Genomic DNA, 11,602 nt, shown 5'->3' on the forward strand with positions numbered 1-11,602 from the left:
GGTGGGCTTGCACCCACACACGCTTTCGAGGTCTGGGATGCAGGGTTCAGGGCTGGTCGCGCACGGTCATTCGTGCTCACGGGCCCGGTCGCCGAACGGTCGCGAACGCACAGCCGACGGTGCGAATGAGACTACGAATGAGACCGCCGCGGCCGTCCACACGGCCAGCGCAGGTACTGCGTCACTTCGCCCACTTAGACGCACCTCGACCGCGGGCCCGCTCGGCCGCTCATGCGACAGTAGGACCTTCGAGAGGATCGAGACGGATGCCCGAGCGTGGAAGGTGACGCATGCACGAGGAGCACAGCCCAATCGTGTGAGGGCGGCAGTCGCCGACCTAGAGTTCAGCGCGGTGAACGCCCCTAATGGGGCACCGGGTACCCGCAATACGTCCGCCGTTCCCGGGCTGGACTCACGTGGGTCAGCGTGGTTCGTCCTCGAGGCGGTCCAGCGCGCGGTAGCGCCGGGCCGTGATCAGTGCCGCCCCCCCAGCAGGGACCGCAATGCCAGCAATTGCTGAAGGTGTTCCCGTGAGGCTGCCACGTACGCGTCCTCGAGCGGTTTTAGCCCGCGCAGGTCGACCACAGTTGGGGGAATGTTCATGTCCGCGTCGGTGGTCGCGGCCGGCGCGAGCCACGCGTCGTGGCAGGCCGTCCCGGCCACCCGGCGAAGTTCCTTGACCAGGTCGGCGTATGCGCTGCCGACCTGCGCAGACTCAGCAGTTGTCCACGCGAGGTAGTAGGACAGCTTGGCTTGGACGCCGGACATCGCCTCAGCGATACGAACCCGTTCGGCTTCGGGCTGGTCGTGGCGCCGGCGGCGAATCGAGTACGGGAACTCCTTGTAGGCGGCGACGGCCTCGAACGCCTCGGCGAAGACCCCCCGCACCCGCGCACGTTCTTCCTCCAGGCTCTTGCGCCGAGCCAAGGCGGTGTTCACGATGGCGCCGATGACGGCGGCCAAGACGGCGCCGGTCAGCAGCAGTCCCAGCACCCCGCCCCCGGCACCGTCGGTGCCTGCCGTTGTCGCGGCCGGGACCCCCGTCGTGGTCGTGGTCGAGGTAGAGGCCGTGGTGGTGGGCCAGGGTGTCGCGGTCACAGTGTGTCTCCCGTCGTGTGGTCGGGTCGTGCCTGGTCCAGTCGAGCCTGGTCTGGGCGTGCAGAGTGCGGGGCTTCGTCCCCGACCCAATGCCCGCTCTCGCGCCACCACGCCTCCTTGAGCAGGTGCGTCTGCACCATGCCGAAGAGGCGCAGCAGTCCGTCTTCGGGGACCCAGCGACGCTCAGGTGGGTCCGAGTGATACCAGACGCACAGGCGTGTGCCACCGCGACCGTCGAACCGGTGCGGGGACTCAGTCGGCCCGTCTGCGTACACCTCGGGGTGACTGGCGAAGCGCCGGTCGAACTCGGCGGTCACAACGCGCGACGGGTAGCCGGGCACGGCCACCGTAGCGGTGTACACGTGCACCCACGAACGGTCGGCGCGGCGACGCCGAACGTGCAGATCGGGGTAGGCGGCGCGCAGCTCGGCCTCCACCCGGGACCGGGTGGGGTAGTCCTGCAGCCACGACTGCGGGTGACGCGGTCGAGGCGGGCGACCCCTCAGCGGGAAGTCCCGAACGACCGAGGGTTCTTCAGCTCGAGCCCGGTGCTTGCACTGAGGACCCCGCCGGTGGTGACTGACAGGGGTGCGGCGCCTTTGAGTGCTGCCAGGGCGCGGGCCTTGGTGACCTCGCTCCGGTCGCCGGCCACGAACTCCGGCCACAGGGCGGCGAGCTGCTGACGCACCCAGCTCTCGTTCTCGTCGTGGGCCAGCGCCGCCTCCAAACGAGACGCGGCAGTGTCGAACCGGTCAGCAGCCGCGTGCCGGTCGGAGCACTTGATCGGTGCGGACACGCCTGCCGGATCCGGGGTGAGCCGAGCCCGCAGATCGACCGCACCATCGCGCCACAACTGCACGAGGGCCAGTGGGACTCCGGAGCGGGGAGCTACGAACATCAGGGCGAGAGCCTCGATGTTGAAGGAGCACAGCAGCGGGTCCGGTACGCGCTTGTTCTCGGCCTTGGCCAGCCGGATGGTCCGCGCCCGGGTGACGCGCAGGCTCTTGGGCTCCCCAGTCAGCAGCTTGGTGTGCCCCTCGGGGTCCGAGGCGTTCCACTCGTTGGTCTCGGTGTTCGGGATCCACACGCCCTGCGCGCCAAGCCGGTCAAGACCGAGAACCAAGTCGACCGTCGGGTCCTGCCCGCTGGACAGGGGCTCGTGGAACTCCAACAAGATGGCGCGCTTGGTCGTGGTGACTTCCACCTTGGGGTAGGTGCGTCCGACCTCGTTCTGGATGTGGAACCGCACCTCCTCCACGATCTCGTTCGGTCCCTCACCCGAGGCGGAGTCCGGCCCCAGCCACGGGTAGACCCGACGGTCGAGGACGACACCGCAGTCGGCATCGAGCCCCTTGTCCCGCAGGTGGACGGGGCAGTTCGCCGTTCCGTGCGCCAAGGAGCCGGAGGCGAACGTGCGGCGACCGCCGTTGAAGCTCAGCGCTGCGGCACGGACTGCTTCGCGGCGGGCCCGGGCCTCGTCCAGCGAGGCTTGGTCCGGTGCCAGCTGGGCACGAATGTCGTCCAGGAGCTGTGCGGTGAAACCCATCGGATGTCCTCGTCTCTACGCGTGGGCGGAATGGTGCCGCCTCCACGCTGAGACGCCATACCTTGGCGCAGCCCCCCGGAGAGAGGTGAACTACAACCGTGTGATAAGGGTACTCCGCCCCGCCGACAGGCCCCCCGCGTCATACCGGCCCGTCGCGTGCAGGCGTCTGGGATGGCCTCGTCCCGGGCCCCGAGGTTGCTAGGTCGGGGTGCGTCGAAAGGGCTACTTCATGGTGTTGCCGAGGGTGGCGGCCGTGTACTCGTCGTCGCCGCGAAGCGGCCGTCCCGCGCAGTACGCGGGGGCCAACGTCCGGATACATGTGTTTCTATGCCACCGGCCGAACCCGCCAGTCCTTCCATCGTCGACACGCTCATTTGGTTCTGCAGACATCACGACCCCCACCGGCCATACTTGGCCGAAGACCCAGCGAGTGACCCGAACCCGACGCGGGACACCACTGCGCTGGACAGAGCGAAGATGGGGTTGCCGCGTGTCGGAGGAGCCGCCTGACTCTGACAGGTTGGTTTGGCCCCACCGTGACGGTCTGATTTGGCCCCACTGGCGACGCGCCGGGGTGGTTGTGACGGTTTGATCTGGCCCCACCTCAGCCTTGCTCTCATCAGAGGCGCTCGAGGGATCGGGGTTGGGATGGGATCACGTGTGGAGTTGTTCGCGGCGATACGTAGGGACGCGCGGGTCGAGGAGGTCTCGATCCGCGAGCTGGCCCGCCGTCACGGGGTGCACCGGCGCACTGTGCGTCAGGCGTTGGCTGCAGCTGAACCACCAAGCCGGAAGGCACCGACAAGGTCGGCCCCACAGTTGGACCCGTTCAAGGACGTCATCGACGACATGCTCCGCGCAGACTTGGAGGCACCTCGGAAGCAGCGGCACACCGCGACCCGGATTCTCGCCCGTCTGGTCGACGAGCACGACGCGACCAGGCTGTCGTACTCGACCGTTCGCGACTACGTCCGTGTCCGTCGGGCGCAGATCGACCTGGAGGGCGGGCGCCGGGTCGAGGCGTTCATCGCTCAACAGCACGGGCCCGGTGAGGAGGCCGAGGTCGACTTCGGCGAGGTCTGGGTCGTCCTAGGAGGGGTGAAGACGAAGTGCTACATGTTCGTGCTCTGGCTCGCGCACTCGGGCAAGGCGATCCACCGGGTGTACCCCACTCAGGCGCAGGAAGCGTTCCTGCAAGGGCACATCGAGGCGTTCGACGCCATCGGTGGGGTCCCGACGAAGCACATCAAATACGACAACCTGACCTCCGCGGTCACCAAGGTCATCTACGGACCAGGACGGGAACGGAACGAGAACGACCGGTGGGTTCTGTTCCGGTCGCACTACGGCTTCGACGCGTTCTACTGCCAGCCCGGCATCGAAGGTGCCCACGAGAAGGGTGGTGTCGAAGGTGCGGTCGGGTGGTTTCGACGCAACCACCTGGTCCCGATGCCCGAGGTCGATTCCCTGGACGAGCTCAACGAGAAGATCAAGTCGTGGGAGGCGGCCGACGAGGACCGGCGCATCAGTGGGCACGTCCACTCGATCGGGCAAGACCTCGCTGCCGAGCGGCCTCTGCTGCGCCCCCTGCCCATGGAGGTGTTCGAACCCGGCCTGGTGCTGCATCCGCGCGTTGACCGTTCCTCGATGATCACGGTGCGCATGGTGAAGTACTCCGTCCCGGCTCATCTGATCGGGCGACGCGTCCGCGTGAGCCTGCGCGCAACCGAGGTCGTGGTGTTCGAGGGCCGCACCGTCGTGGCCGTGCACCCACGCGTCGTGGCCCGAGGCACCAGCCATGTCACCCTCGATCACTACCTGGAGGTGCTGCGGTTCAAGCCCGGAGCCCTGCCGGGATCAACCGCCCTCGCGCAAGCACGCGCTGCTGGGGTCTTCACCAATGCGCATGAGGCGTTCTGGGCGGCCTCGATGAAGGTGAACGGTGACGTCGATGGCACTCGTGAACTCGTCGACGTCCTCCTGCTCCACCGCTCCTTGACCGCCGAGCAAGTCACTGCGGGGATCGCCGCCGCCCTGTCCGTGGGCGCGGTGTCCGCGGACGTCGTCGCTGTCGAAGCCCGCCGCCACACGGTTGACCCCACGGCTGGTGTGGGTGGGGCCAGTCCGGATCGTCATCGCGTTGCTCAAGGTCCTTCGCGTGAGCAACGCGTTGTCAGTCTGACCCAACGCCGCCTGACCGACCCGGCTGCAGTGATCGCCGGCCTCCCGCCCGACACCCGCCCGGTGCCATCCGTGGCCGCGTACGACGAGCTGCTCCCACGACGACGCACAGCCCCGTCCCCGACCGCTGCCGATGTGAAAGCGAGCACCAGCTGATGAGCCCCACCCCGTCCCCGACCTCGATCACTCCGACGTTGCGCCGCAGGCGCGGCATGACCGAGGAAGCCGCGGTCGCCGCGGTCGACCAGGCCTGCCGCCGACTGCGCTTGCCCACGATCCGGGCGTTGGTCGACGAAGCCTTGACTGTGGCGAAGAAGGAGCAGTTGACCTACCAAGGCTTCCTGGCTGAGTTGCTGCTGGCCGAGGTCGACGACCGGGACCGCCGCTCCTCAATCCGCCGGGTCAAGGCGGCCGGTTTCCCGCGGGACAAGTGGCTTGGGGACTTCGACTTCGACGCCAACACCGCGATCAACCCCGCGACCGTGCACGAGCTGGCCAAGGGCGACTGGATCCGCCGCGGTGACCCGCTGTGCCTGATCGGGGACTCCGGCACCGGCAAGTCCCACCTGCTCATCGCGCTCGGGACGGCGGCCGCCGAACAGGGATACCGGGTCCGGTACACCCTCGCCACCAAGCTCGTGAATGAGCTGGTCGAGGCCGCAGACGACAAGCAGCTCGCCAAGACCATCGCCCGTTACGGCCGCGTCGACCTGCTGATGATCGACGAGCTCGGATACATGGAGCTCGACCGCCGCGGCGCCGAGCTCCTCTTCCAGGTCCTCACTGAACGCGAAGAGAAGAACTCGATCGCGATCGCGTCCAACCAGTCCTTCAGCGGTTGGACCGATACCTTCACCGACCCCCGCCTGTGCGCGGCGATCGTGGACCGGCTCACCTACAACGGGACCATCATCGAAACCGGGACCCACTCCTACCGCCTCGCCCACAGCCGCGTCAACGCTGCCAGCTGACCATCCTGCATGAGCGATGAGAACGTCGGCGGCGGTGAGGACGTAGGTCCAGCCTCCCGGGGAGCCTTGGGGGATCCCTAGCAGATCCAGCAGCTACCGGCAATGCGGACAGGGTGAATCCGAATAGGGCTATTGGCAATTGGAATGAGTCTCTTGCCCGTCATCCCAACTCCCTCGTTCACTGACGCTTGCCACGCAAGCACGCGTGGCAACAGGTCAGGGCGCCCCCATCGGCGAGGGCGTCCGTGGTGGAGAGGATCAGGATGAGAGCATTTCGGTCTTTGATGGGGGTGGCAGCGGTTGCCGTTCTTGCCGCCCTCGGTCCGGCACCATCCGCGTCAGCAAGTACGGACGACTCGGAGGCGATCGCCAAACGTGTCTACGACTCGGCCAACGTGTCCGAAGCCTTGGCAGAGCTGACGACCGATGAACGCGAGCTGTTCATTGACCGTCTGGATGAGTGGACGGCCGTGGGGAGCGAATCCCCGGCGATGCAGCGGAAGCCCACCGCGCAGGAGGCGAGCTTGGGTGCAGAGGCGCTTGCCGGCGGCTGCTGGTACAAGTACCACTACAAGGAGTGGTACGACGGGCCCTTTCACACTGGGAACACTTGGATGCAGGCGAACTGGTGCTCGAATGGCTCTTCGATCACCAGCTATTCGCTCACCAATCGCGGTGGTCAAGGGCTTCGCGGGATCGCCTACAAGGGTCTGGGCGGCAAGTACGTGAGCAACGTGGGTTGGGAGGTCCGTCAGGCCCAGCAGTTCAACTTCGGCATCGGTTGGGCGTCAGCTCAACCGTGCATGCAGAACCGCGGTGGACGGACGGGTCTGTACTCCTACCGCTCCAGCTGCAATCTCGGCTAGATACTTGCGCGCTGGGGCCGTCCGAGGCAAATTTTCGGGTGGCCCCAGCGCTATTTCCTACTGCTCGCGATTCAGCATCCTTTGATCCCATTCGGCGCTGGGCGTGCGCATCTTCCTTCGCAGGAAGACGACCACCTGCCGAGCCAGCAAAACAAAGGCAGCCACGATGAAAAGGAACAGGAGGCCGTCCAACCAATTTAGACCGAACACGTGCGCCCTCCTCTCAGTCATGGCCCTGCAGGCTCAGTTGCTGCAGGGTTCCGTTGCTGTGGCGAGCCTCGATGGTGACAGGTTCTCTTCCTGAAGGCCACCATGCGAGGAACTGGCCACCACTGAGTGACGCCATCACAGCATCACCATTGTCGAGGTGTACGACGACTTCGTCGACCTTCCCATTCGCCGCCCCGAAGACGTAGCGCACGTCACCCTCGTCCAGCGATCCACCGTTCGCCTCCAGCGCAATGCTCGCTCCAGCCGGGATGGCGACCCGCGATACTCGTCCTGCCCCTCGCGTTCGATCGTCATGGATACAGAGGGTGGTTGTCGAGGAGTCGACCAAGAGGGCCGCCGTGAAGGCTCCGCGCCTCTCGGCGAGCACCGGCTTGGGAGTCGCCGCGGTGAGAACGCCTGGAGGGAGTGGGGGCGCCTCGGACATGCAGCGTGCAAATTCGCCACTGCTGGCAGACAGTCCGAACGCCTCAGGAGTGGCTGTCCACGACGCGAACGCGTCCGGCGGCTTGATCAACACCTGCGTAGCGCCCACACCTACGACAGCAGTGACCGCCGCCGCAGCCAAGAATTGCCTGGTCCGCGCCTTGGTTCGGGCCATCTCATCCATGCTGCAATGGACCGCCGTAAGCATCCGGTCTGTCTGTTGATCCGAGGGCTCTGGGACCCTGACAAGTTCGTCGAGCATCATCTGACTCCTGTCGAGTGTGAAGGTTCCGAACGCTCCACGGCCGAGGCGAGCAAGTTTCGTGCTTGATGCAGCCGGGACTTGACCGTTCCGATCGGTATCTGGAGGATCGACGCCACTTCCGCCTGCGACATCTCCGCATAGATGCAGAGGTGGACGACGTCCCGCTGCTGCGGTGGCAGCTTGCTCACCACCGACGCGAGCCATGAGAGGCGCTCGTCCAGTTCGAGCCGCTCGAGTACCTGCGCGTCCGAGGACGGCACATGGTTGATCGGCTGAACTTCATGACGGGTATGAGCGGCATGCCGACGAGAGTTGGAGCGATGCTGCTTCTGCACGATGCGCTTGGCGATGGCCAGCAGAATCGGCGCGATCGAGTCGTTGTACGTCTCGAACTTGCGCCTTCCCCGCCAAAGCTCAACGAATGTCTCGGCTGCTGAGTCTTCTGCGTCTTCCGTGGACCCGGCCAGACGGGCGCAGTAGAGGTAAACCCGGCCACTATGGCGACGAAAAAGGATGTCGAAGGCTTCCCCACTTCCCTTGCGACAGGCAGCCCAGAGCACGGCGTCTGGATCACGATCGGAGATCACGGTCCGTGAGTGCGTCATGAAAACTCAATACCCGGTGAGGCCTTCAAGGTTCGCTCTCGTGCGCTCCTAGGACTCCTCAGGGCGCCCACATGCTGGATCTGCTCCGCGATTTGAAGTAGCAGAGGAGCCAGGAGGAGTAGCCGATCGCCAGCCTCTGTTGCTGCCAGCGGTCCCGGTCCTCGCCGCAGCAGAGGCGTGCCCACCGTTAGCTCGAGCCCCCGAATATGCCCACTGACTGCTGGCTGGCTGTAGCACAGTCGGCGAGCAGCCCCGGTCATCGTGCCCTCCTCGATGACCGCCATGAACGTGGCTAGTTGGATGATTGAGACGTAACCCACCGTGCCCCCTGAGATCCCCTGGTGCGTTCGGGTCAGCAAGATCGCTGACCCTGCGGTCAAATCTGGACCACGGGCGTTGCCGCCGCCACCCGAGCAACATCGGGTGAGTGACTATTTTTGGTAGTCACGGCGGAGAAGGCCCCGGACGGCTGCTCTGGTTCGCCGACCATCGCTGCAAAGGGGCCAGCTGCGCTTGGCCCAGGTGAAGGCTGGATCAGCAATCTGGGGCCACATCAGGCCGTCATGGTGGGGCCAGTTCTACTTGACATAGTCAGCCGCCCATCGTTGTCGTTGACACCACCACAATCTTTGATGACCTGCTAGTTCGCCGCATTGACTGGATGCAACTCTTAGCACTTTGCGCCCGAGACGACATCCGCTTGGTTGTACCCCATGTTGTCTTTCGCGAGTCGGTGCGAAGTTGGAAACGGCAGGCTGACCAAGCCCTGAAGAACGCCCGCAGTGAAGTCAAGAAACTCAACACAAGTTTCGGGCTGGATGCGGGCGACGGGCCCGCGGTTGGTTTAGTGGACGTCGACGCGCACGAGCAGTACCTCGAAGAGCGACTTGAGAAAGTCGGAGCCCAGATTCTCGGCCTCCCGGCGTTGGGGACTCCTGAGAGGCTGCTTGAGCGCGACCTTGGAGAGCGAAAACCGTTTGCGGCCTCGGGCAAGGGCTTTCGTGATGCACTCAACTGGGAAAGCCTCCTCGAGCTCGCCAGTGAGCCGGGCACCAGTAGGATCTTCTGGGTCTCAAAGAACTCGGTTGACTTCAGCGATGGCTCGGGCGGACTCCATCCGGATCTCTTGGAGGACCTTGACGAGCCTGAGCAGATCACTTGGATCTCGACGATTGCCGATCTCCTCAAGCGTCCAGAGTTCGCTTCACTTGTCAGCGGCCTGTCCGCGAGCCCGAAGGAGTTGGAGGACTACCTGGCACTGGCACTCGCCACGGCTGGGAGTGGGGATGGTCCGCAGACTACCGACGACTTCATCCGGGATGCACTCGTCGACGCCGCGGAGCGTCTCCTCGGACAGTCCGTCGAGGGCGGCTACGCCGCCCTCGAGCGTGACGAATTTTTTGGTGACCTCGACCTGCCCGGTCAGGTCGAAGACATGACTGTGGACCATGTTGAAACTGAGCCAGATACGGTTCAGTGGCAGGTTTACGAGTCCTTTGACGGCACCACTCTGCTTATCGAGGCAACGATCGAGGCCACCCTGTCCTTCGAGGGCTTCGCATCCAAGAGCGATGCGCTAGAGCCCGACGGTTTCGTTGTCCGTGAGTGGGACTGGAACGACCACGTTTCACAGGTGGCGTTCGACCGGCATGCCAGCCTCAAATTCCAGGTGCGTGTCGAGGAAGGCGTCGGCGTCGACTACGTCGAATTCGAATCAGCTGAACTCACCTAACCTGCCTCGCCTGCAGGAGCGCCTTGCGTTCTGACGAGCGAGAGAGCCGCGGCTTAGACGAGCAGCAGGAGCGGACGCGTATTTTTCGGCCTTAGAGCTCGCGGCAAACAGTGCGTCCTTCCGCCGCGACGGGTGGCACGGTGGCTCGGATTCTCAGCGAAGTTAGAGTTGATGGCGGCCAATGCCGCCTGCAGGATCCGGAACCTCCAGTGGATCGGGCATGGCGGCGAGCATCTGCGGTCGGAATTCTGTCCACGCATCGTGAAGCTGCTGCACGCAGTAGTCCGCGAACTCACCCAAATCGACGAGGTCTGGCGCGGGGCGGAGGTGGGTCATCCAGAGCCACTCGCTTGAACCGAAGCGCTCCAGCCCATGTGTAAGCGCGACAGACTGCGTCGCCGCCTTCAGCGCTCGGTAACGAGCATCTTTGGTGCCATCGAGGCAGGTGAGCGCCAAGGTCGCGCCAGCGTTCACGACTCCCTTCTTCTTCCATGCCAGCCCCATTCCAACTCTGGGCTCTCGGGCATCGGCGGGAATGAAGATGTGCTCGTAACCCCAACGCCGCTCAGCGATCACACCCGCAGAAGGAAGCTCGTGCACAAGTTGGCGAGCCGCCCCGCGAAGCCTGCTATCGAGTACGGCCTCGGCAGTGCTCCTCAGATTTGCCCACTCTTCGATCTGCTCCCGATGCCGTAGATAGAAGGCGAGCTTCTCGTCATCAGCCATGTGCGGTACCTCCGTAAACCTCGATCGTCTCTCTCAGCTCTCGCGCACCGGGCGACCAGGAGGGGGCGTCAACCTGATGCATGAGCCGCGCCACACTCGCCCACGCTAAGGGAATCCAGTGGTCTCCCTCCCGCGCGGTTAGCGGCTGCGACCCAGTCCTCGTTAGGAACACCAGCGTCGGCGACTCACTGGCCCATAGCTCGGCCAGTCGCTGGCACTGATTCGGCTGCTCACCCGCCCAAACCTTTGCTTCCACGAGAACCGTAGTGGCAGATTGGGGGAGGCGGACAACGATGTCAGCACGGGTTGTATTGTCCGTGCTCCACTCCTCGGTGACGACCGACGCCCCGGCCACGTCTGCCTCTTCAAGTGCTGTGAAACCCAGTTCATCCAGGAGCGCTCGTAGCAAGGTCGTCCCCAACCCATGCCACCCGTCCGGTGTGAGCAACCACGCCAGGCCCGCGCACAGTCGCACCTCGTCATGCTGGAGGCCGAGTGCATGAAGCAGCGTTCTGCCTCCAGTTCGCCAGTTTCCTTCTGCGCGAAGATGGGCCTGCTCGGAAGCCATCTCATCGAATCGAGCTTCCCACTCGTCTGCCCCGGCGGGCCTGGGTGCAATCGTCAGCCACTCGTCGAGTATTGAGGCGAATACCCGTTCCGACGTCACAACCGCGAGCGTATGTGACGGCCCCGTCTTGTTCAGGTCGTTCGGTGACTGCACGAGGGATACCGGGGTCGCCCCTCAAACTGGCGCTCCCCACTCGGCCGCATCAGCCCTATCGGCGGCGTGGACCGGTGGCAGGCCCGCGTCACTTCGCCGCGAATGCCTGTAACGCCACGTCGACGTAACGCCGCGAATGCCTGTGACGCCACGTCGACGTCAGGCGCCCCCAAAGACTGGATCAACGATCGGCTGACCCTTGGATAGGTATGAGTCCCGTGGAGTGGTGGGCTTTGA

General features: G+C 64.9%; 12 protein-coding genes. 4 read left to right on the forward strand and 8 right to left on the reverse strand.

From position 1 onward, the window contains the following. Positions 1–474: 474 nt before the first annotated feature. From N802_RS18750 to N802_RS18760, 3 genes are all read right to left on the reverse strand, one after another. A complete protein-coding gene (locus N802_RS18750; protein WP_156971518.1) occupies positions 475–993 on the reverse strand; it encodes a hypothetical protein in 519 nt (172 codons plus the stop codon). Positions 994–1,094: 101 nt separating this feature from the next. Beyond that, the gene (locus N802_RS19770) at positions 1,095–1,466 is read right to left on the reverse strand and encodes a hypothetical protein (protein WP_156971519.1); all 372 of its coding nucleotides are present in this window, start codon (positions 1,464–1,466) and stop codon (positions 1,095–1,097) included. A gap of 134 nt (positions 1,467–1,600) precedes the next feature. Further along, positions 1,601–2,644 carry a hypothetical protein gene (locus N802_RS18760; protein ID WP_035919455.1) on the reverse strand — a complete coding sequence of 348 codons (1,044 nt, stop codon included), beginning with the start codon at positions 2,642–2,644 and terminating at the stop codon, positions 1,601–1,603. A gap of 648 nt (positions 2,645–3,292) precedes the next feature. Between N802_RS18760 and istA the strand changes: the two genes are divergently transcribed. The 3 genes from istA (at position 3,293) to N802_RS18775 (ending at position 6,662) form a co-directional block, all read left to right on the forward strand. Beyond that, on the forward strand, positions 3,293–4,981 hold the full coding sequence (istA, locus tag N802_RS18765; RefSeq protein ID WP_035919459.1) for an IS21 family transposase: 1,689 nt from the start codon (positions 3,293–3,295) through the stop codon (positions 4,979–4,981). Beyond that, the gene (gene istB / locus N802_RS18770) at positions 4,981–5,796 is read left to right on the forward strand and encodes an IS21-like element helper ATPase IstB (protein ID WP_035919462.1); all 816 of its coding nucleotides are present in this window, start codon (positions 4,981–4,983) and stop codon (positions 5,794–5,796) included. The genes istA and istB overlap by 1 nt, the downstream gene beginning before the upstream one ends. A 245-nt stretch (positions 5,797–6,041) precedes the next feature. Continuing rightward, entirely contained in the window at positions 6,042–6,662 is a 621-nt protein-coding gene (locus N802_RS18775; protein WP_169743465.1) for a hypothetical protein, read from the forward strand. Between the two features lie 223 nt (positions 6,663–6,885). On the opposite strand, the gene N802_RS18780 is transcribed toward N802_RS18775, so the two are convergent. From N802_RS18780 to N802_RS20095, 3 genes are read right to left on the reverse strand one after another with little or no spacing between them, the layout of a single operon-like run. Further along, positions 6,886–7,581, reverse strand: coding sequence for a hypothetical protein (locus N802_RS18780; RefSeq protein WP_156971521.1), 696 nt, complete (start codon positions 7,579–7,581; stop codon positions 6,886–6,888). After that, positions 7,578–8,168: an RNA polymerase sigma factor gene (locus N802_RS18785; protein WP_169743466.1), complete on the reverse strand. Its 591-nt coding sequence runs from the start codon at positions 8,166–8,168 to the stop codon at positions 7,578–7,580. Before N802_RS18785 ends, N802_RS18780 begins: the two co-directional genes overlap by 4 nt. A gap of 14 nt (positions 8,169–8,182) precedes the next feature. After that, positions 8,183–8,506, reverse strand: a complete 324-nt coding sequence (locus N802_RS20095; RefSeq protein WP_084072354.1) for a helix-turn-helix domain-containing protein — start codon at positions 8,504–8,506, stop codon at positions 8,183–8,185. A gap of 281 nt (positions 8,507–8,787) precedes the next feature. Between N802_RS20095 and N802_RS18790 the strand changes: the two genes are divergently transcribed. Further along, a complete protein-coding gene (locus N802_RS18790) occupies positions 8,788–9,918 on the forward strand; it encodes a PIN domain-containing protein (protein WP_084072355.1) in 1,131 nt (376 codons plus the stop codon). A gap of 162 nt (positions 9,919–10,080) precedes the next feature. On the opposite strand, the gene N802_RS18795 is transcribed toward N802_RS18790, so the two are convergent. Then, positions 10,081–10,644 carry a hypothetical protein gene (locus tag N802_RS18795; RefSeq protein WP_035919480.1) on the reverse strand — a complete coding sequence of 188 codons (564 nt, stop codon included), beginning with the start codon at positions 10,642–10,644 and terminating at the stop codon, positions 10,081–10,083. Further along, positions 10,637–11,311, reverse strand: a complete 675-nt coding sequence (locus N802_RS18800) for a PD-(D/E)XK nuclease family protein (protein WP_156971522.1) — start codon at positions 11,309–11,311, stop codon at positions 10,637–10,639. The genes N802_RS18795 and N802_RS18800 overlap by 8 nt, the downstream gene beginning before the upstream one ends. Positions 11,312–11,602 lie beyond the last annotated feature (291 nt).

Source organism: Knoellia sinensis KCTC 19936 (genome assembly GCF_000768705.1).
Taxonomy (GTDB): domain Bacteria; phylum Actinomycetota; class Actinomycetes; order Actinomycetales; family Dermatophilaceae; genus Knoellia; species Knoellia sinensis.